Origin of the sequence: Chitinophaga varians (assembly GCF_014529945.1) — a bacterium.
GTDB classification, from domain to species: domain Bacteria; phylum Bacteroidota; class Bacteroidia; order Chitinophagales; family Chitinophagaceae; genus Chitinophaga; species Chitinophaga varians.
In genome coordinates, this window is the sequence record NZ_JACVFB010000001.1 from 523610 (window position 1) to 546607 (window position 22998).

The 22998-nt window shown below is 50.4% G+C and carries 14 protein-coding genes; 12 read left to right on the top strand and 2 right to left on the bottom strand.

Annotation, left to right across the window (positions count from 1 at the left end; all coding sequences use genetic code 11):
* Positions 1–24: 24 nt before the first annotated feature.
* A complete protein-coding gene (locus ICL55_RS02110; RefSeq protein WP_188094389.1) occupies positions 25–1374 on the bottom strand; it encodes an outer membrane beta-barrel protein in 1350 nt (449 codons plus the stop codon).
* A gap of 340 nt (positions 1375–1714) precedes the next feature.
* Between ICL55_RS02110 and ICL55_RS02115 the strand changes: the two genes are divergently transcribed.
* The gene (locus ICL55_RS02115) at positions 1715–2281 is read left to right on the top strand and encodes a hypothetical protein (protein WP_188094390.1); all 567 of its coding nucleotides are present in this window, start codon (positions 1715–1717) and stop codon (positions 2279–2281) included.
* A gap of 41 nt (positions 2282–2322) precedes the next feature.
* Here ICL55_RS02115 and ICL55_RS02120 read toward each other — a convergent pair whose 3' ends face one another.
* Positions 2323–5427 carry a non-ribosomal peptide synthetase family protein gene (locus tag ICL55_RS02120; protein ID WP_188094391.1) on the bottom strand — a complete coding sequence of 1035 codons (3105 nt, stop codon included), beginning with the start codon at positions 5425–5427 and terminating at the stop codon, positions 2323–2325.
* Between the two features lie 654 nt (positions 5428–6081).
* Here ICL55_RS02120 and ICL55_RS02125 point away from each other — a divergent pair.
* The 11 genes from ICL55_RS02125 to ICL55_RS02175 all read left to right on the top strand — a co-directional run bounded on the left by ICL55_RS02125 (position 6082) and on the right by ICL55_RS02175 (position 22950).
* Positions 6082–6978: an aminoglycoside phosphotransferase family protein gene (locus tag ICL55_RS02125; RefSeq protein WP_223151267.1), complete on the top strand. Its 897-nt coding sequence runs from the start codon at positions 6082–6084 to the stop codon at positions 6976–6978.
* Positions 6979–7037: 59 nt separating this feature from the next.
* A complete protein-coding gene (locus ICL55_RS02130; protein ID WP_169227348.1) occupies positions 7038–7619 on the top strand; it encodes an RNA polymerase sigma factor in 582 nt (193 codons plus the stop codon).
* A gap of 94 nt (positions 7620–7713) precedes the next feature.
* Positions 7714–8676, top strand: a complete 963-nt coding sequence (locus ICL55_RS02135) for a FecR family protein (protein WP_188094392.1) — start codon at positions 7714–7716, stop codon at positions 8674–8676.
* Between the two features lie 40 nt (positions 8677–8716).
* Positions 8717–12226, top strand: a complete 3510-nt coding sequence (locus tag ICL55_RS02140) for a SusC/RagA family TonB-linked outer membrane protein (RefSeq protein WP_188094393.1) — start codon at positions 8717–8719, stop codon at positions 12224–12226.
* 18 nt (positions 12227–12244) lie between these two features.
* Positions 12245–13606: a RagB/SusD family nutrient uptake outer membrane protein gene (locus ICL55_RS02145; protein WP_188094394.1), complete on the top strand. Its 1362-nt coding sequence runs from the start codon at positions 12245–12247 to the stop codon at positions 13604–13606.
* 59 nt (positions 13607–13665) lie between these two features.
* On the top strand, positions 13666–14904 hold the full coding sequence (locus ICL55_RS02150) for a thioredoxin family protein (RefSeq protein ID WP_188094395.1): 1239 nt from the start codon (positions 13666–13668) through the stop codon (positions 14902–14904).
* Between the two features lie 137 nt (positions 14905–15041).
* The gene (locus tag ICL55_RS02155) at positions 15042–15761 is read left to right on the top strand and encodes an AAA family ATPase (protein WP_188094396.1); all 720 of its coding nucleotides are present in this window, start codon (positions 15042–15044) and stop codon (positions 15759–15761) included.
* Positions 15762–15825: 64 nt separating this feature from the next.
* A complete protein-coding gene (locus ICL55_RS02160; protein WP_188094397.1) occupies positions 15826–17280 on the top strand; it encodes an aminoacyl-histidine dipeptidase in 1455 nt (484 codons plus the stop codon).
* A 458-nt stretch (positions 17281–17738) separates the two neighbouring features.
* Entirely contained in the window at positions 17739–19517 is a 1779-nt protein-coding gene (locus ICL55_RS02165; RefSeq protein WP_188094398.1) for a tellurite resistance TerB C-terminal domain-containing protein, read from the top strand.
* Complete coding sequence (locus tag ICL55_RS02170; RefSeq protein ID WP_188094399.1) at positions 19511–20821, top strand: ATP-binding protein; 1311 nt, start codon at positions 19511–19513, stop codon at positions 20819–20821. The genes ICL55_RS02165 and ICL55_RS02170 overlap by 7 nt, the downstream gene beginning before the upstream one ends.
* On the top strand, positions 20821–22950 hold the full coding sequence (locus ICL55_RS02175; protein ID WP_246496140.1) for a DEAD/DEAH box helicase: 2130 nt from the start codon (positions 20821–20823) through the stop codon (positions 22948–22950). The genes ICL55_RS02170 and ICL55_RS02175 overlap by 1 nt, the downstream gene beginning before the upstream one ends.
* The last annotated feature ends 48 nt before the right edge of the window (positions 22951–22998 follow it).

Here is a 22998-nt window from a genome sequence, read left to right on the forward strand (position 1 = left end):
CCCCTTACGTTTAACGTGTATACCTCAGAACCGAACAATCAGGTCCATGGCAGCGGTGAACTGGTCGCGGCGAAGCCCATTGTCATAAGGCATGGCCTTATTGCGCCAGGCGCGTTCATAGCGGACTTCTGGTCTTATCCTCACTAATGGATGGAAGTGATGCACCCAGCCGATAGTATGACTGGTATACAGGGTGGTAAAGCCGGTGCGGTTGCCCTGTGGGTCGCTAAGCAGATCGTTGCGTATAGACAGGTAGTCTTTCTTTGGGGACAGCTGCACCTGAAAGTAATTCACGGCGCCCACCGCAGCGGCGATGCCCGGAATAGTGGCGCCCAGGCCGGTGTTCATGTACCATTCTTTGCCCGGGCCGTCAATGGCGGTGCCGCCTACGGCTGCATCGTGCTGCCACATGTAATACACTTCCGTGTTCATATGAACAGCGGGACTGAAGCGGTGACCCCACGTGAGCACGGCCATTTGCAGGTTGTCGTGTTCATTTTTGTAGCGTCCCTTTCCCAACGAGTTGATGCCTCCGTAAAGGGAGTTGTTGTTATTGGCGGAAACCCAGCGGGCCATCAATAATCCGTTCAAGCTGGACGAATTGCTCCAGGGCGCCATGTCGTTGCCGCCGTGTACGCCGGCAAACAACTGCCAATGTGCATTCAGCCGCAGTGCGGCATGAACGCCGGTAAAGGTGTAGGGATCTACCGTAAACATCAGGGAGTGGGAGTATAGGTAGTTGTCCGGCGCCCACTGTGCTTCAATATCGGCAGGTGAAATGAAACGTCCGACTTTGATCAGCAGTCCCTCTGCTACTTTCGGCAGATACAGCATGGCATATACCTGTGTGGGGTCGTACCCATACAGGTGGTTGTTCTTCAGTAACTGGTCGCTGAAGATGCCTTTGGCCAGCGTATAACGATAGTCGGTGCCAAAAATGTTATCGACCACAAAGCCCCAGTCGGCATGATCTCTTTGTACGGTATTAGGCTGCCGCTCCACGCGCAGGATGAGCTGGTCCAGCACCACCCGGTTGGGAACGAGATTGTAGGAGGTAGGGGCATTGGAATTTTTGGATGTGCTGAAGTTGGCGCCCACATCTACCCATCCGTAAATTTTGATGCGGCTTTTGCTACCGGCAAGGCCGAGCAGTTTGGTCAATGGATAATCCGGTGCGTCGGCGGGTATGCCGATCAGGGGATTGCCCACCCATTCACCGCTGGGAAACGGCGGGGAAGCTATCGGTGAAGGCAGGCTCCTGCCGTTGGAACTGCTGTCGGTGGTCATGGATGATGCGGGTGCGGTGTCTTGCTGTGCGTATCCTTTGGATAATGTCAGTGTCAGGATCAGCGGGATAATAATGCCGTGTTTCATGTCCGGGTAAAATTGATTTTGTTGTACCATCAGGGATCACCAAACATGTGCCCTGAATAAAAAACCTTTCGCCCTCTTCTTAAAAATGTCTGCTATAAAGGATTACAGCCAACATTCCCTTTTTGTTGCCTTTGAAAAAAGATGATACCTTCCGGTTCAAAATGAAAAAGCCTTTCAAAATGGTAAAGGCGAAAGCGGTATGCCCCAATCTGACAATGTTTTTCATTGTGATAAACTCATTGTGGTCCTTGTGTTTGTTTTTATGCAATGATTATCATTGGATTGGATTATTTTCTTGTAATGGCATTCCGGTTGATATCATTTTACAAACAACAAAATCATGAAAGGAAAAAAATTATCCCTATGGATGACAGGGCTAATGATGGCTACCTGTCTGGGTACGATGGCGCAACAGAAAATAACCGGTATTTACCTCACAGCGGCTGATTACGTCCAAAACAAGATGGCGTATACCGAAACCAACGGGCATCTTTATAAAGCACGGCTTTATGCGCTCGTTCCCAAAGACCATATTCTCCTGACCCGCGGCGGGGAGCAGACGAAGCTGGGGAAAGATCGTTTTTTTGCCGTACAGCTGAAGGATGGAAAAATATTCCACATGAGGGGCGGGGAGAGTTATGAGTTGCTAAACCGTAATCCACAATTATTGTTGTTCCGGCGGAAGCTGCCGGCGTCTCCCAAAACGTATCCGGAGCAGCCCTATCGGTATTATTTTTCTACCGGTGAAAGCAATCTGCAGGAGCTGACTACGCAGAACGTGAAACAGGCGTTTGTGGCCAGGAAAGACCTGCCGGAGCGGCTGGACGCGGCTTTCAGGGATAATGACGATCTGATGGCGTATGACACGTTTCATCATATGTATAAACTGGAATGGCTGATCAAATAAAAAAAAGCGCCGCATGAGGAAATCATGCGGCGGTTTTCATTTTAGCCAACTAGTATGCCCAGGTATTGTAAATACTTATCTAATACGGCTTTATCGAACACTGGTTCCGGTATGCCGGAGCCTTGCATGAACTTGTCCACGTTATCGCGGTGCCATACATAGGTGTCCTGATAAAGTTCCACGGTAGAAAGACCTTCATGCATATTATCTCTGAACAGACTGGTAAGCGGATAGAGACGGTTGGTGCTGTCGTCTTCCCACTGCTTGCGCCAGTCTTTATATGACAATGGTTTCAGCTTGAAATCATAGAGCTCCATCAGCCGCCCGAAGAACTGTTCCAGCGTGAGATTGGTGTCCGGAGAGCAGATCAGGTTGAATTTCTGTCCGATGGCCTCCTGGTTTTTCGTGATGTGTACGATGGCTTTCACCATATAGTCCACGGTAATAAGCCCTTCACGCAGTTCGCGCAGCGTAGGGTAGGAGGAATACTGTACACAGTTTTTCACGAGACTGGCCCACCACTGATAAGGCGCGCTGGCGCCCGACTGGCTGTGGCACATGGCATAACCGAGGCGGAACGTGATCAGCGGCACGCCGGCTGCTGCAGCCAGATCAGCTACTGCTTCCATTACCCATTTGCTTCTGACGTAGCCAATGTCTTTGCTGACAGCGAGCAGGTTTTGGGAGATGTCATCCGATTCTTTCATGATGGTTTTGTGCGTGAACACATGCCCCCAGCTATAGACCGAGATGGTGGACAGTAACGACAGGCACTTCATTTTGCCGGTGGCAGCAAAACGTATGATCTCCCGCAGTCCGTCTACATTGGGTTTCTTCATGAAGGAGTATGGCTCAATGAAATTCACCGAGCTACCGGAATGGTAAATCACTTCCACTTTGCCGGCCAGTTCCTGATAGGTTTGATCGGCGATGCCGAGGGAAGGCTGCGCAAAATCGCCTGGTACCGGTACAATACGGTGCCGCGTATCATCCTGCACCGGGATATGATAGGCTGCAAAGGCCTGATGGATTTTGTCGAGCGCATGGTGTTCATCTCTGGCGCGAACGAGGCAATACACCGTGGCGGTGGTGTTGTCCAGCAGTTCCTGCAGCAGATGGATACCGACAAAGCCGGTGGCGCCGGTGAGCAGTACCGCCGACTGACGTTGCAGCACGCTGACATCAAAAGGTTGCTGGTACTGGATGTCAGGCAGCAGATAAGCATCCTGTTGCAGGGACACATATGGCTCCACATCTTCTTCGGGGATACCGGTTTCGCCTGTTTTCACCCGGTTGTCGATCATGGTGGCCAGTGCCCGCAGTTCGGGGAACTGGTACAGGTCGCGCAGGTACATTTTCACCCCGAAGCGGTCCTTGAGTTTGGTGACTACGGTGGCTACCAGCAGGGAGTCACCGCCGATGTCGAAGAAGTTGTCACTGTGATGGATATACGGTCTTTCCAGGATGTCGGCCCATACTTCCGCGATGAGGCGTTCTGTTTCGCTCACCGGTTCTGCGGATTCCTGGTAGCTGCCGGCGGCCTGTGAGGAAAGCGTCACCAGCGCTGTTCTGTCCACTTTGCCGTTGGCATTCATGGGCAGCTCGCGAACGGTGATGAAGCGGGCAGGCACCATGTAACCGGGGAGGTCCTGTTTAAGCTGTTGCCGTGCCAGCGCGACGCCCTGTTGTTCATTGGGATGGTCCTGTACAATGAAGGCTACCAGCTGTTTCTGCTGACGGTTATTGTCTACCGCTATTACAGCGGCGCTTTTTACGTGCGGCACCTGTAGCAGTGCGGCTTCTATTTCGCCCAGCTCCACGCGGAAGCCGCGGATTTTCACCTGGTTGTCGATGCGGCCGAGAAACTGAATGTCGCCGTCTGGCAGGCGGCGGGCCAGGTCGCCGGTGCGGTACAATTTGTGGCCTGGAATGAAAGGATGCGGCACAAATTTACTGTCGGTCAGCGCGGGGTTTTTGAAGTAACCCTGTGCGATGCCGATACCGCTGATGCACAGTTCACCTACCGCACCGGGCACCAGCAGCTGGAGGTCACGGTCGAGGATAAACGCTTGTGTGTTGGCGATGGGCTTGCCGATAGTAGGAACATACTGTCCGTCTACATCCACTACATGACGGTGGGTAGCGTACACGGTGTATTCCGTGGGGCCATAATAATCGATCAGCTGGTACGGCAGTCCGCTGGTCAATACGGGTTTCATTTGTTCACCACCGGAAAAGAGGTATTGCAGTGCCAGTCCCGGTGTTTGCCGGCTGAGCGCTACCAACTCAGGGGCCAGCACCGGAGGGGCGAAGGCGTGCGTGAGCTGGTTTCTCCGGTAGAATTCCATCAGGAGCCCTGCATGGGTCCTTTCTTCGTTGTCAGCGATAAAGAGGGTGCCTCCGGACAGGAGGGCCGACCAGCATTCCCAGACAGAGATGTCGAAGGCCAGTCCGGCTACCAGCGACAGCCGGCTGCTGCTGGTGACGGCATACTGCTGTTGATGCCAGGTGATCAGGTGCTGGATCGACAGGTGGGTGATCATCACGCCTTTAGGCTGGCCGGTAGAACCGGAAGTGTAGATGATGTACGCCAGGTCTGTAGGAGCGGGCATGTTGTCCGGCGCCGTGGTGGGCTGGTCCTGAAGAATGGAGAGATTGTCCAGATACACGACCGCCGTGTTGTGTACCTGGAAAAGCCGTGAGCCCAGCGACAGCTGCGTAATGATCACTTTAGCTTCCACTTCTTCCAGGATGTAGGCTACCCTTTTACCGGGATAGATGGCATCTACCGGGATGTAGGCGGCGCCTGTTTTCAGGATGCCCAGTACCGCGATGGCCCATTCCGCAGAGCGTTCCAGATAAACAGGAACGTAGCTGCCGGTGGTGACGCCCTGTGCCAACAGGTAATGCGCCAGCTGGCTGCTCTTTTCGTCCAGCTCCCGGTAGGTGAGGGAGTGGCCTTTGAAAGATACCGCCGTGTTGTTGGGTGTGCGGGCCACCTGTCTGTGGAACAGGGAGACCAATGTTTCCCGGGAGTTGTACTCTTCCCAGGGTGTTTGTTTCAGTAAATCGGCCAGGTGTTGATTGCTATCGGTTGCAACAATATTCCGCTGCTGCCCGTTCGCATCGTGCATGATCGCGTCCATAGGATCGTGGTTTAAATTGAGGGTTTAAAAAAGGAGTACGGTTAAATTAGTGGTGGATACGTGGTTTTAAAGTTCAGGAAATGTTTCACACGTCCGGTGATGGCGTGTTTTGAAAGAGCAGTAAAAAAGGTTCACTGGTTTCAATTCGGATAGGTGTACGGTTCATCTTGGATAGGCGTATGGTTTAAAAGGTTTTCAATAGCATTTCACATAGGTGTCTCTTATGAAAGATCAGCAAAAAAGGAATTCACATGTCCGGCGGTGGATCGGTGCAATAATCAAAAATAATTTTCTAAAGTATATCCGGTTTTCAAAAAAAATATACGAACAGGGAAAGTGTTTGGATTGCGAATGTGGTGAAAAAAAATGGTTACCTGAGTTTTCCGGGTCCGATTGAACAGCAAGTTAGTTCTGTGGACTGAAATATAACCGCAGTAAGAAAAAAGTCGTGATCCTGCTCTAACGGGTTCATAATAAAGGGCCTGTACAACGGTTCTCTGCAGTTTCGCCCGGGCCACCGGGGAGGATGTCCGCTGAGGAGCCGCAGTGAATAACAGGAGATAGATATGCAGGAAGATCATAAATTTAATAAAAACTTATACGGGATGAAATGAACCAGTCGGCTTTCATCTTGTTGTGTTAAAAAGATCGGGCATGCGCAAACCAATAGTAGATATAGAACAACTGACAGCCGCGGTGATAGATCATTACGGGACGATCACCCACATGGAGCCGGTACAGGACGGGATGGAGTCTTTTGCTTTCCGGGTGGTCATCTCCGGAAAAAAATACGTGCTCCGTGTCAATCGTCAGGCGGAGGGCTTTGAGAAAGACGATTTTGCCAACCGGCATTTTGCGGGGCCCGGATTGCCGATACCGGAGATAGAAGCTGTCGGCCTGCTGGAGAACGGGATCGCCTGGTGTTTGTCGGCGCAGGCGCCGGGCGTGACGTTGCAGGACCTGCCGGAAGCATACCTGACGGCCGTCACCACACCGGTGGCGGCGGTAATGCAGGCGATGGCTATTGCGCCGCTGGGAGGGGTCACCGGCTTCGGTCCCTTCAACTCCCGGGGCGAAGGGCAGTACACCAGCTGGAAAGCTTATCTGGAAAGTGTTTGCGGGGAAGACCGCTACGATTGGCCTGCTGCCGGCAAAAGAGTGTCCCTGAAACGGATAAAACCTTTACAGGAACGACTGCTGCAACAGCTGCAGGGCATCCCGGAAATAAGGCAACTGGTGCATGGGGATTTCGGGTCCAACAATGTACTCACCGACGGGCACCGGATCACCGGCGTGATCGACTGGTCGGAAGCCATGGTGGGCGATAGTTTGTATGACATGGCCAATATTTTTTTCTGGCGCACGTGGCTGGATTGTATGGAATATCAGGCGCGTTATTTTGAAACACAGGCTATCGATAAAACACGATTGGATTGTTACCAGTTGCGTATCGGCTTAGAAGAAGTGTATCAGACGGCGATGGCCGGTGATCTGGATGATATGGACTGGGCGCTGGTGCGATGCGAACACCTGGCCGGTGTGTCTCACTGAATTGGGCGACAAAAAAAATTCGTGTAATATTGTAACTTCATCGGTTTTCCTATTTTGACATGCAAGACAAAGAACTTTGGTCCTGGTACAAGTCCGGAGAAATCACTGGTCTGGAAGGGTTGTATAATGCCTATTATATGCCCCTTACCAACTACGGATTTAAATTCACGGAGGATAAATCATTTATCGAAGAGAGCATACAGGACCTCTTTCTGAAGTTATGGCGCAATAGGGATTCCATTGTCACCCCGCAGGTAGTGAAACAATACCTGTTGTTATCCTTCCGGCGCATCTTACTGCGCAAGCTGGAATACAGCCCTTCCCGGCTGGAGGAAGCGTTTTCCGGAGAACACGTTCCTTTTTATTTGGAACTGTCTTATGAGCATCCCTTGATCAGAGCAGAGCGTGCAGCGGAACTAAAGAAAAAGGTGGATGCCTTAATGGATACACTGACACACCGGCAGCGGGAAGCTATTTTCCTGAAATACTACGAAGATCTGTCATACGAAGAGATTGCAGAGATCCTGCAAATCAATACAGGGGGCACCTACAAACTGGTTTACCGCGCATTGGAACGCCTCAGAGAGCAATTCGGCGACTTCTCCCTGCTTGTGTTGTTATACCTGCTGCAACGCCGCTAAAAAATTTTTTTTACTTTTTTTTCTGAAAATGGGATAATCCGGATGTCCTGTTGTGTCTTATGGGATGATGAACAAGGATTATCGAGATTATCGGATGGAAGATTTCCTGGCGGATGAGTATTTTATCCGTTGGGTGAAGTTTCCGGATGCGGCGACTGATGCTTTCTGGCAGCAGCTTTCCGCTGATATGCCAGACAAGGCCCCGCTGATGCGGGAAGCCAGAGAGGTGGTGTATGCGTTGTCGACGCCGGTGCTGGAAAAAAATGATCCTGCCCGGGAAAAGGTGTGGCAGGCAGTGCTGGAGAACATACAACAACCACCTGTACATCGTATGCAGCGTTATCGCCGGCCATTGCTGGCGGCGGCCTCTGTGCTGTTACTACTAACACTGGGCGCGGTGTGGTATTTTACATCTACCGTTACCGTCCGTACGGGTTACGGGGAAACCCGGGAGATCACCCTGCCTGATCATTCTTCGCTGATACTGAACGCCCATTCCACAGCCTCTTATGCCCGCAGCTGGCCGGTTACCGGCAAAAGGGAAGTGTCGCTGCAAGGGGAAGCCTTTTTCGATGTAAAACATACCGGCGATACCTTCCGCGTAGCAGCAGGACCGGCGCGCGTTACAGTACTGGGCACCGCTTTCAATGTACGTCACCGGGAGGATATAACCGCCGTGGTGCTGCAACGCGGACGTGTGCGCGTCGACGTTACTGACGGACAAGGGCAGCCTGCTTTCCTGCTGCCGGGAGAAGGGTGGACCTATGCCCATCGGCGCCCGCCTGTGGTGGTGCACGCTGTCGACACGCTCGCCGCTACCGCCTGGACGCGACATGAACTATTACTGAACGCCACCAAAGTAAAAGATATTATAAACGTACTGAAAGACAACTACGGCTATACGGTAGTATTGCAGGATAGTACCATCGGTGAACGTGAAATCAAAGGCAGGATACCTATGCAAAAGGAAAAAGACCTGCTGTTCGTTTTGTCCAGAATACTGGATATAGATATTCAACAGAAAAATGATACGCTTTTGTTCACTGCCAGACAGTGATCGTTTATTCATCAACCAAACAACCAACCAAACATCAATTATGAAGGGAGCACAGTTACGTAAAACTGCGGCGATGGTGTGTTCTGTCCTGTTGGCGATGCAGCTCGCCTACGCACAGGTAAGGACCATGCCGGTCAGCACCGCACTGAAGGAAATCACCCGTCTCTATGGCACCAGCTTCGTGTATGAAAACAATCTGCTGGACCATGTTACCACTACGGTGGACATCAGCGCTTTCCGCGGTAAATCCGTGGAAGCCGTGCTGAAAGAAGTGCTGTATCAAAAAGGATATCTCTTTTTGTATGTTAACGACAACACCTATACGATTATTAAAGACGCACGCCGGAAGTCAGCGCCGGCAGGTGTTGCAGCGCCCGCATCTGCCATGGACCGTATGGTGACAGACATCGACCCGTTGCTCGTAAAAGGGCGGGTGACCGATGAAAATGGTAACCCGCTTCCGGGCGTGACTGTGAAACCCGCTTCCGGAAGGGCCGGCGCTTTTACGGATGGTAATGGTGTTTACTTTGTCCGCTTATCCAAACCGGGGGAGATGATCACCTTTACGTTTATCGGTTACCGTATGCAGGCATCCGCGGGTAAACCAAGGATGGACGTAGTATTGCAGTCGGATAATATTCAGCTGAAGCAGGTGGAAGTGTCTACCGGTTACCAGACGATCGCGAAAGAAAGGGCTACTGGTTCTTTCTCTCAGATACAGGAGAAAGACATGGAACGCAAGATCACCACCAATGTGGTAGACAAAATGGAGGGCATGGTCAGCGGCCTGCTGGTGACCAACAACCCTCCGGATGCCAGCGGCCGTCCGTCTAAAAGCCCGGTGTTCGCCATCCGTGGCCGTAATACTTTCAAAGCGCAGCAAGACCCGCTGATCGTCATCGACGGTTTCCCCTATGAGGGCGAGCTGTCCATGATCAATCCCGAAGACATCGCCCGCATCACTTTCCTGAAAGATGCCGCTGCGGCCTCTATCTGGGGCGTTCGTGCAGCCAATGGCGTGGTGGTGATTGAAACGCGGAAAGGAAGTCAGCAACGGCGACAGATCACCTTCTCCACCAATTTTACGGTGGGTGGACGGCCCGACCTGAGCTACCGTCCTGTAGCCAGTTCGGCAGCCTATCTCGACTTCGAGCGGGAGGCGGTGGCTAAAAACCTGATCCCTGACCCTAACGGTCGCACACTGCCTGTGGTAAGCGCCGGCGCAGATATCTTTTACCGCTACAAACGCGGTGAGATCACTGCTGCACAACGTGACGCGCTGGTACAGCAACTGTCAGGCTACGACTATACCTCACAATATCAGCAATACCTGCTGCAACGGCAACAGATACAGCAATACAACCTGTCCATGAGCGGTGGCAGCGAATTTGCGCAGTATTTTATTTCCGGCTCCATCAGTGATGAACTACCGGTAGCCAAAGGGAACCGCAATACCCGCGTCACCATCAACTCCACCAATAACTTTAAGCTCAACAAAAACCTCGATGCCAATCTGGGTATCATGGCGGTCATGAATACCGCCAAAAACAACGGCCCGGGCCTGTCCCCGCTGGAACCGGGCATCTACACCATGTTGCCATACGACCGCATTGTAGACGATAACGGTAAAGCGATACAATATGCCCGCGCCTTTAACGGTCGCGCGCTGGACTCCCTGCAACGTTTGGGGTACCTGCCATGGCGGTACGATTATCTTGCTGAAATGGCCAATGCTGACAATACCAGCCGCCTGAACCTCTATCGTATTAATGCCGGCTTCAACTACCGCATCGTCCCCGGACTGACGGCCACACTGAGCGGTCTTTATGAGCGCTCCTTTCAGCGCAACCGCAACTACTATAACCCCGACACCTATACGAGCAGGAATACCGTTAATAACGCCACATCGATGAACGCCGGTAACCTGGTGTATGGCCTGCCGAAAGGCGGTATCCTGAACATTGGCAACGCAGACATGGAACATTATGATGTACGTGGGCAGCTAAACCTGAACCATCAGTTTGGAAAACGGCACCGGATAGACGCTGTCGCCGGCAGCGAAATCAGGCAGGTGTGGACTTCCAGCGCTTCCAGCCGGCTGTATGGATATGATGACCAGACGTTGGCTTCCATGCCGGTAAATTATGACGCATACTACAAGACAGCAGTAACCGGGAATCAGATAAAGCCGTCCATTCCCAACAGTCTGGGTGATACAAGGGACCGCTTTATGTCATGGTATGCCAATGCCAACTATACTTTCAACAGCCGCTATGTGTTCTCCGGCAGCGCCAGACTGGACGATTCCAATCTGTTCGGTGCCAGTGAAGAATATCGTGCCACGCCTTTATGGTCATTGGGCGGTATGTGGAAACTGGGAGAGGAGCCGTTTATGCAGTTAGCTTTCCTGAACCGTCTCCATCTTCGTGTAACCTATGGCGTGAATGGTAACGTAGACAAAACTACCAGTCCCTTCCTCATTGCGTCCGTATCTTCCTCTCCGGGATATTATAACGGACAGCCCTACGCCAGCATCAGCAATCCGGCCAATCCGTTGTTGCGTTGGGAAAAAACCAAAACCTTCAACGTAGGCGCTGACCTCTCTTTGTGGGATAGCCGCCTCGACGTGACGCTGGACGTATACCGCAAACACAGCTACGATCTGTTAGGGCCGGCAGAATTTAATGCCACCTATGGTTTCACCACATTGACCGTCAATACGGCGGAGCTGCGCAACAACGGGGTAGACCTCAATATCTCAGCGGCTGTGATACAACGGAAAAACTTTTCCTGGAGAGCCATCATGAATTTCGGCTACAACGAAAATAAAGTCGTGTCGTCCAATCTGCAACGGGAGAACGTCAACTACTATAGCAACAGCGGAACAGGCGCCAATCCTGTCAAGGGTAAACCTATTGAAGGTATTTACAGCTATCGCTACGGAGGACTGGACAGCATCGGCCGGCCCATTGTGTTATCCGGTGATGGCAAACGGAACCTGGCCAATGCCGATATTTCCGCGGACCTGTCTACGCTGACTTATAGCGGTACTACGGTGCCGCGCTTCTTCGGCGGGCTGACCAACATTGTCCGTTATAAACAGCTGGAGCTGTCGTTGATGATCACGTACAAGATGGGGTATGTTTTCCGTCGCCCTACAGTGGACTATTTCAGCTATTTCACGCAGAAGTCCATCCACAGCGATGTGGCCGACCGCTGGCAGCATCCGGGCGATGAAGCGCATACCGATGTGCCGGTAGTGCCTTCTACCGGTGTCAGCTACACGAATACGTGGTATCCGAAGTCGGATAGGCTGGTTGAAAGTGGCGCCCATATCCGTTTGCGGGAGGTGTCGCTGACATATGACCTGCCGGCGCAGCTATTGCGTGCGCTGCATCTGCAACGGTTATCTTTTATCGCTTATGGCCGCAACCTGGCCCTGTGGACTAAAAACAAAGCCGGTATTGATCCGGATTATGTTCCCGGTGCTTATTATTCGCTGCTGCCACCTGCGCGCTCTTTCGCCGTTGGTCTGAAAACAACTTTCTAATCTTAAAAATGTTGCCTGATGTTTCGCAATTTGATATATGCCGCTGCATTGATGACCCTCGCCGGTTGTGGCAGGGATTATCTCGATATAAAACCGAAAGGAAAGGTGATCCCTTCTACGTATAAGGATTACCGTTTGCTGATGAACAACTCCAACGAGCTGGTGAGTGCCTACGGCGCAGATGAAATGGCATCTGATAATGTGGAGTTTTATGAACAGAAAGGGTTGGATTATCTGGGCATCAGTACGTATCGCATTCATACCTGGCAGGACGATGTATGGATGGCTACCGACAATGACGCACAGTGGAGCAACCTGTATAAGCAGGTGTATCTGGCTAATGTGGTGCTGGATGGGATGAAATCCGTAACCGATGGCACGGAAAAAGAACGTAACCAGTTGACCGGGGAAGCTTTGGTACACCGGTCTTTTGCTTATCTCTCCCTGGTGAACCTCTATGCTGTGCAATATGACGCTGCCACTGCGGCTACTGACAAGGGCGTGCCGTTGTTGTTGGCGCCTACCACCGATGCCAAATTAAACAGAGCCTCCGTAAAAGCCGTGTACGATCAGCTGTTGGCGGACCTGAATCAGGCCACGTTGTTGCTGGGCACGGGCAGTACCAGCGCCTTTGAGCCTACGGTAGCTGCGGCATATGCCTTACAGGCCCGTGCTTACCTCATCAGGGGAGAGTATGCCGAAGCGCTGAAAGCGGCATCCAAAACACTGGAAATCAAAAATCAGCTGATAGATTATAACAAGTCTGTGGCCGATCCCCGCAATACTTTTCCACAGAACAGAGATAATCCGGAGACGATCCTCATGAAAACGGTTTCCAACAGTTACACCTGGTTTTCTCTGAGTAAAGATTTACAAGCAGCCTTCAAAGATTCGACGATCGATCTTCGGTATAAAATTCTGTTTACAACGACTACTGATCCTTTCGTGGGTTACCTGTATTACTATGGAGAGTTTCTGTCGTTTGATGCCCGCCTGGTAGGGCCGACGGTGCCGGAGATGTACCTGATACGGGCTGAATGTAATGCCCGGCAGAACAATGTGGCGGAGGCCATGCAGGACCTTCACCTGCTGCGTAAAATGCGTATCGCGCAGGCGGCGTATGTGCCATCCACAGCCGCTACAGCAGACGAGGCATTACAGCAGGTATTGTCAGAGCGCCGGCGGGAGCTGTGTTTCAAAGGACAGCGGTTGTTCGATCTGAAGCGGCTTAACAAAGACCCGCGTTTCGCTAAGACGATCACGCATACCTACAGCGGACAGACGTTTACACTGAAGCCTAACGATTATCACTATGTGTTTCCTATTGCGCCGAAGCTGATGCAGATGAACCCGGAACTGGAACCCAATGAGAGACGATAATTTACCAACCAACCAATAAAAAAGCGGCGGCGGAATTTTCCGCCGTCCTCTATTTTCTGATGAAACAGTTGCTTTTGTATGTACTGCTGTTGGCCGGTATCACCGCCACAGCACAGGAAAAGGGCATTTACTTTGAACATGGCCTCAGCTGGAAAGAGATCCGGGCCAAAGCCCAAAAAGAAGGTAAATTTATTTTCATGGACTGCTTCACCACCTGGTGCGGTCCCTGTAAAATGATGAGCCGCGACATTTTCCCGCAGCAGGCGGTGGGCGATTTCTTTAATGATAAATTCATCTCCGTCAAAGTACAGATGGACAAAACAGCCGGTGATGACGCGACCGTCAAAAGCTGGTATGAAGATGCTACCGCCATTGCGAAGGAATATAACGTGATGGCCTATCCGACGTTTTTGTACTTCGCGCCTGATGGCCGGCTGGTGCACCTGGTGGTGGGCGGCGACAGTGCTGCGGCATTTATCGCTGCTTCCGCACAGGCATTGAAGCCCGAAACACAATACTACACCCGTATGGAAACCATGGCTAAAAATGCAGGCAGTCAGCCGGACACGCTGAAACGGTTAGCGGAAGAAGCCGGGAAAATGTATGACGGCCGCTACACCACTTTGTTCGCACAACGTTATCTCCGTGCGGTGCCCAATATTTTTGCGCCCGACGTGGTAGATTTTCTGGATAAGTTCACCCGCTCCAGCCGCGACACCGGCTTTACCATCTTCCGGAAAAATCCGGCAAAAATCAATCAGGTAAAAGGAGCACGTTATGCAGAAAACAAGGTGCAACAGATCATCTTCGGAGAAGAGATTTATGCCGAACTGAAAGAAGGGGAGACGCCTGATTTTACAGCCATTCAGGCGAAGCTGAAAAAGAAATATCCCGAATGGGCCGGTATCGTGACAGATAAATTCCGGCTGCAATGGTACCAGCGTACCAAAGCATACGACCAGTTTGAGAAGGCGGTGAAAGTCTTTGTGAAACAATACGACAAACAACTGGATGCAAATGACCTGAGCGGCTTTGCCCGTACTGTCGGGCACTATGCTACGGATACAACCATGTTACGCACCGCGCTGGCGTGGAGTGGGCGCGCTGTTAAGGAAGATCCTCAGCCAGAAACGAAGAGCGTACAGGCGTTGTTGTTGTATAAACTGGGAGATGTCTCCACGGCTGTCCGCATACAGGAAACAGTGGTCAGTGATCTTTCTGTCGGAAAAGAAAATAAATACCAGAAAGCGTATCAACAGAAAGTGCTTGATAAGATGAAGAACGGAGAAAAACTTTAATCAATTACGAATTACGAATGACGAATAAACCTTACATTCGTCATTCGTCATTCGTAATTGAGTTTGTTATGCCTTTTATCCGCTCCTTTTCTCTCCATTGCCACAGGCAGCACCCCTTCCCGTTTAATGTTCCGGGTGTGAGATTTGCGCATGATATAGCGCTGGACAACCGCCTCACTATTTTTGTAGGTGACAATGGCTGCGGTAAATCCACTTTGCTGGAAACGATCGGCCTTTACCTGGACGCACCGCTGATAGGCGGCAGGATCGCGGCCCGGCAGGGATTTGAAGGCCCCAGAGCATTACAGCCATATTTGGAGATACAACAGGTCAGGAAACCCCTGAAAAGTTTTTTCTTTCGCGCAGAGGATTTCAGCGAATTTCTGTATGCCCTGAAACGTGACCGTAGCAGCAACACTGCGCATCTGGACGAATTGAAAGGAGCGGTGTCTGACGGCGTGATAGAGGAGATGAACAATAACATGAACCGGACCCTGAAAAGCATGTACAAGGATTATGGCGATTCGCTGCATGCCTTTTCCCACGGAGAAGCCTATCTGAAAATCATCGGTGAACATATCTCCGATAACGGTATTTACCTGCTGGACGAGCCCGAGGCGGCCCTTTCGCCGCAGAAGCAGCTGTCGCTCATAGCCTATATCCTCGACATGCTGAAGAGCAATAACACCCAGTTCATCATTTCCACCCATTCGCCTATTCTGATGGGCATCCCCGGGGCACGGCTATATGAAATTCAGGAGCAGGGGATACAGCAGGTGGACTTCCGGGATACGGAACATTATCGTATTACCCACTCTTTTCTGAACAACCCGGACATGTACCTGCGTTACCTATAGTTTGTTGCCCGTTTCGCCGGATTTACCTACATTGCCGGCCTAATAACGTTATTTAATATACGACATGGAAATAACAAACCTGGCCCCACAACCGTTGTGGCAATATTTCAGTCAGCTGAACGCCATTCCCCGGGCCTCTAAGAAAGAAGAGAAGGCAGTGGCCTTCGTTGAGGCATTTGGCCGTCAGCTGGGCCTGGAAACGATCAAGGACGCTGTTGGCAACGTGTGTATCAAAAAGCCGGCGACTGCCGGGATGGAAGACCGTCAGACCGTTATCCTGCAGTCCCACCTGGACATGGTGCATCAGAAGAACGGGGATACCGTTTTTGATTTTGATACACAAGGTATTGAGATGTATGTAGATGGCGACTGGGTTAGGGCCCGCGGCACTACGCTTGGTGCAGACAACGGCATCGGGGTGGCCACTATCATGGCTGTCCTGGCATCTAAAGATGTTCCGCATCCCGCTATCGAAGCGATGTTCACCATTGACGAAGAAACTGGCATGACCGGCGCTATGCAGCTGGACCCGGCTCCCTATACCGGAACAATACTGCTCAACCTCGATACAGAAGAAGACGACGAAATTACCATCGGCTGTGCCGGCGGTCTCGATACCAATACCAGCGGAAGCTACCAGCAGGTGCCTGCCGTAGCCGGCGGCGCGGCGTATGATATCACTATCAAAGGCTTGCTGGGCGGGCACTCCGGCATGGACATCAACCGTGGCAGAGGCAATGCCAACAAGCTGATGAACCGCCTGCTGTACAAAGTGCGGCAATCCGTTGACCTGCAGCTGGCCACCCTCGACGGCGGCAGCCTGCGCAATGCGATCCCCCGCGAGTCCCGCGCAACGGTAGTAGTGCCAGGCGCAGATAAAGCCCGTTTCGAGGAACTGGCGCAGGCGTTTGCAGCGGTGCTGAAGGAAGAATACAGCACCGTGGAAACAGCGCTGGCAGTGGAGATCACGCCGGCAGCCACACCCGCCTCCGTAATGGAAGCTGCCTATTTCGATAAGCTGCTGCGTGCCCTGTATGCCGCGCCGAACGGCGTATTCCGCATGAGCCCCGATGTGCCCGGCCTGGTAGAAGCATCCAACAATATCGCGAAAGTGACGGTGAAAGACGGAAAGTTCATCACCCAGTCACTGCAACGCAGCAACGTAGACAGCACCAAGGAAGACGTGGCCCTCGCGGTACGGTCAGCCTTTGAAAATATGGGCTGTGAAGTGGTGCAGGCAGGCGGCTACCCCGGCTGGAAACCCAACCCGGCTTCTCCGATCCTGGAAGTATTGTTGTCACTGCATGGCAAACATTTCGAACAGCAGCCGAAAGTAGGCGCTATCCACGCCGGACTGGAATGCGGCATCCTGGGCTCATTGCTCAAAGGACCGGACATGATTTCTTTCGGGCCCACCATCCGCGGCGCACACTCACCGAACGAATGTGCACAGATATCTTCCGTGCAAAAGTTCTATGGGTTTTTGCTGGATATACTGAAGGGGATACCGAAGAAATAGTCGTTGTTGGAAAATCCGTTTTTCGGGTGAAACAAAGCTATTTAATACGATGCCTGATTTTGTGCGTACTTTCTATGTATGGACAAAATCAGGCATATATTTTCGGTATTACCCTAAAACTGATAGTATTTTTACATGCTTACGGGATCCCGTTTGCTGCTCTCTGATTTTATTTTTATATTGCATATAAGGCAGTTAAAACAAAGCCCCACATTTGACAGTTTGAACCCAAAGCTTAGCTTTATCATCTGTACATCAAAATTTAACCGATCCTTATTTTAACACCAGGCCAGTGCCCTCGCTGGTTATCAATGATCATCATTTGAATGTATTATCCCATGTCCAAAAACGCCATTTCCCTGCATGCAGCCATACCCGAAGATAGTCGGGCATTTTCCCCGTTTGACAACCGTAACTGCATGTCTTTATTTCATGACCGCTAAGGATAGTTCCCACGCATGGATGGACTGACATTTACGAGCGCAGCTTTTGGACAGGACTGGACAGCCTACCTGTACGATTATGGTGTGCCGGTACCTACCGATGGCTGGCTACAGAAAACAATCAGCCAGGCTTTTGATGCGATGGCGCCGCCAGAACAGGATTGGCTGCAACAATGGTTTGCTCATCCTTCTCCTGAGCCGGTGGAAATCATACGACGGCTACAGGAGCGGTTGTTTGACGCCATGCTGGAACCATTGGTAACACAACGATTGTCTGTCTTTTCTACCCGGGAAGTGTTTGCCGATATTATCCGGCTTCGAAAGGAGCAGGAGACGTCTTTTTGGGAGGAGCAACGCAGCGGGGAGGAGGCCAGTGACATACCGGCAGCAGATGATACGATTATTGACGTTTCGGGCGGCCCCGTGCCTATTGATTTTGGCGTCGATGCTGTGCCTGCCGGTCAGGTGGAAGGACTGCCCTACGATGATAACTGGAAGCTTGGGCATCAGTATCAGGAGAAGTTGGGGCTGAACACGCAGGAAACAGCCTGGCTGAACAAATTCTGGAACCCCTGTAACGCTTTTCTGGAAATGGAAGGCTGTTGCATACAAACTATTCGCCTTTATCTGCTTTGCCTGAAGCAACTGAATAAGCTGTTCGATAAAAAGGGAACGACCATCGCCCGCCAGGTGAAACAATTTCAGGACCGCTATATACAAGGGAATAACGGTACCTATACCATCAGTTATGAGCGTCAGAACCTGGAGACTCACATTTACCTGACTGTTTTTAAAAGGTCGGAGAATACGGTCCGGGAAGCCTATCGTCATAAGCGGAAAATCAGCAATGAATTTAATTACCCGGTATTCGCAGGCGATTTTGAACAGACATTCGGAACAGCTGTGAATGAAATACTGGCAGGAGCGGTGAATACAATAGCGGTGGCTGACGAGGCTACGGAATTGCTATTAAATGAAATGAACGTTACCCGTTGGAAGACTTATTTTGATGAGATTATATCAACGCTGAATAACGATAATGCCATGCAGGTGGCAGAACAGCTTGACCGGCTGGGACAGATGAATACGAAGAACCCTGCTGTAGAGAATATCTATTTTGAAGCGTCGAAGGTTTTTGCGAAAGTGGATAAAGTCACCGCTATCAGCTTTTACCTGAAATACCTGTATGCCGACCTTCTTTCTGATAAGATCGATAACCGTCAGTTAGCTAAATCCATACAGAAAAGTCTTTTTGCAGACCAGCATCAGCTGGAGGCCTTCGAGGCAATTGCCAATGAGCTGATTAAAACCCGTGATTTGCCGACAGCATTGGATGCGGCAGGAAAAATCTACGAGAAAAAAAGAAAGAAAATTGAACTGGATGCAGCAGCTATTGCTGCAGTACGTTCGCAAAGCGCAGCAACTGTTGGTCGTTTGAACGAAATTTTACAGGAAGAGGAAGAAACGTTCGCTGACATAAATGATACGGTAACGCTGCAACTGGGCCAGGCTACAGCAGCAGAGGTAATGTTACAGGATCCTGTTTTTATCGCCGGTGTGCAGCTCAACCTATATCAACAGGAGCTACTGGCACTGTTTAAAGATCATCAGTATCATCTGAGTGCTGCGGAGGTAACGATCTATGCAAAAAGCAGAAACCTGTTCAGAAACCAGTTGGTGGAAAGTATCAATGACTGTTGTTATGAAGAACTGGATGATAATTTAATTGAAGAAACCGAAGACCGGTATGAGGTCAATGAATTCTATTATCAAAAAATAATTAATCTATGTTAGGCGACATCAAACCCAAAGAAGCTACGGCAGTGATCAATTCTCTTTTAGGCGGCGTTGTGCCTAAAATAGGAGTGCAACATATTGCAGTGGGCCGTACGGCAGAAGTAAATGCTTTCCTTACAGCACTGGAAGATGTGAAGAACGGTCATAGTATGGTGAAATTCTGGATCGGTGACTTTGGTTCCGGAAAATCTTTTATGATGCACTTGTTGAACACTGTGGCATTAAAGCAGAAGTTTGTGGTGGCGAATGCGGACTTTACGCCGGAAAACAGATTGTATGCCAATGATGGGAAGGCTGTTGCCCTGTATACGGCCATTATGGACAATATAGCGATTCAAACCCGGCCGGAAGGTGGTGCATTGGCGGTACTGCTGGAAAAGTGGATTGAACAGGCCATTGCCGGAGCAGCTCAGGAATCGGGTGTTGCATTGGAAGTGGTCCGACAGCCGGAACACGCAAATGTTGTCCGCCAACATATTGCACGAACCATCAATAACATTACTGAAGTAGGCGCTTTCGATTTTGGACTGGTGGTCACGAAATATTATGAGGGATATATCCGGAATGATGAGCAGTTGCGTAAAAATGCGCTGCGGTGGCTGAAAGGAGAGTATAATACCAAAACAGAAGCACGGCAGGACCTCGGTGTACGGGAAATCATTGATGACCAGAACTTCTATGATATGCTGAAGAACTTCTGTAAACTGTTTGTCAGCATAGGCTATAGCGGTTTTATGATCAATCTGGATGAGGCTATTAACCTTTATAAAATCTCCACCGGAGCAATGCGCGAAAAGAATTATGAAAAGATCCTGTCGATTTATAATGATTGTTTTCAGGGAAAAGTAGCCCATCTGTTTTTTAATTTCGCGGGCACGCGTGAGTTTCTGGAAAACGAACGAAGAGGGCTTTTCAGTTATCAGGCTTTAAAGACAAGGTTAGAGACCAACCGATTTGAAACGGCCGGTGTACGGGACTTTGCGCAACCTGTACTGCGACTGATGCCGCTGAGTCATACGGAGATTTTTGTGTTGTTACAGCATCTCAAACAGATTTTTGACTTTAACTACAAAACTAATATTCCGGTAGATGATAATGATATTCAGCTGTTCATGGAAGAGATGTTCAACAAGCCCGGAGCAAATGAATTTCTCACCCCCCGTGAAGTGATCCGCGATTTCCTGAATGTGTTGAGTATTCTGCGACAGAACCCGGAGATGGACAAACGAAAATTGATTAGTGATATAGAAATCACAGACGAAAGACCAGTAGACGCTTTACAGAATATTGAAGAAATCTGATGGCATACGAACTGTTATCTGAACCGGTACGCCGTTACATACGGGAGAAAAAATGGGAAGCGCTGCGGCCCATCCAGGATGCAGCCATCAGGGCTATCATGGGATCGGACGGACATTATATACTGGCTTCCCGCACAGCTTCCGGTAAAACAGAAGCGGCGTTTCTACCAGTGCTGTCGAGCGTTGATTTCAGGGAAAAAGGGGTACAGGTGTTGTATGTCTCTCCATTGATTGCACTGATCAATGACCAGTTTCTGCGATGTGAGGAACTTTGCCGATACATGGACGTGTTGGTAACAAAGTGGCACGGAGAAGCCAATCAGGCGGGAAAAAAGCGGCTGCTGGCTGATCCGCAGGGAGTGATGCTGATCACACCGGAGTCGATAGAAGCGATGTTGGTCAATCATCCCGGAAGGGCTAAACAGCTGTTTTCAAATCTCCAGTTCATCATCATTGATGAAATACATGCTTTCCTGGGAACCGACAGAGGCAAGCATCTGCAATCTTTATTATCGAGGATTTGCAGCCTGAAAGTGGGCCGCCCGGTGAGAATTGTGGGACTGTCTGCGACCATTGGCGATGAGAACTTTCAGGTGGCCAAACGATTTGTTGAAAGCACACTCCCCGCTAAAGTGTTGATTGACAGGACGGCGAAGGAGAATCATGTCAGCCTGAAATTCAGTAAGGAAGGCGATGAGCTTTCAGTAGAATTTATTGAAACGCTGTACGAGCTGACCAAAGATAAGAAGGTGCTCATTTTTCCGAATTCCAGAGGGCGCGCGGAGGAGATTGCAGTAAAGCTTTCCAAAATCGCAGCCAGAAGGAAAGGACATCAGTTTTATTTTTCCCATCATTCTTCCGTTGATAAAGAATTACGTGAGTATGTAGAGCGTTTTGCCAAAACAAACAAACGTTATCCGTTCTGTATCTGCTGTACCTCTACGTTGGAATTGGGGATTGATATTGGTACGGTAGACATGGTCGTGCAGATAGATTCCAGTAACAGCGTGGCATCACTGGTGCAACGGATGGGGCGTGCCGGTAGGAGAGAAGGAGCCAGGAGCGAATTACTGCTATACGGTACCCGTCCCTGGGCGCTGTTGCAATCGCTTGCCTGTTGGCAGTTGTATGATGAAGGGTTTATGGAACCGATAACGGTCACGGCAACACCCTACGACCTGTTGTTTCACCAAACGCTCTCCATCCTGAAAGAAACCAATGGCATTGGCAGAGCTTCGTTGCAGGAGCGTTTGGAGACGAATAGTGCATTTAAACAAATACCGGCGGAAACGATTAGTCGGTTGTTGCAGGATATGATCGCGGCGGAATATATAGAAGTATTGGGACCGGAGCTGATTGTAGGATATGAAGGGGAGAAGCTGACCAACTCCAAAGATTTTTATAGTGTATTCGCGATAGATAGGCTATTCAAGGTCATCCATGCCGGCAATACGATCGGGGAAATTCCGGACTCGCCGTCCCTGGTGGAAGATGTCAATATCTATCTGGCCGCAAAAATCTGGAAAGTGAAAATGAAAGATCCTGCGGTAGCTAAAATATTGGTAGAACGGGCAAACGACGGTAAGAAGCCGCTGTTTGGCGGAGAAGGGCCAGACGTGCATCCCCGCGTAAGGGAAAAAATGATGGAGATTATTTACCATGATTTGCCGCTGGATATTATGGATAGCAAGTCGGCGGAAGCATTGGACGAGCTGCGGTTTGAATTTCGTGAAACGCCATTGGTAGCCGGAAAAATGGAGCGGCCATACATTGTCAGAGAAAATAGTTATGAGTATTATACTTTTACCGGGTCCCGAATTAATAAAACATTGTGGTTCCTGCTGAAGCTTGCAGATATTGATGGTGTTATGGAAGACGAAGCAAGTATGTTCAGCATTGCTAACACCATGTGGTCGCCGGAAAAGTTATGGCCTCATCTGGAAGAACAATTAGCCGTATTGGTTAAACTGGATCTTGATAATTTGGAAAAGTTGGGTCTGTCCTGTGCCCGGTTCAAGTGGGGCCAATACCTGCCAGCACCGCTTCAGGAGGAACTCATCAGGAACTCCATACTGGACATTCCTGGCACTACTGCTTTCTTACAGCAGGTTAGATTCGTGACTTGCTGATTTGTTTTCTGCTACACATAATTATTTTTAAATATGTAGTAGCCGTTC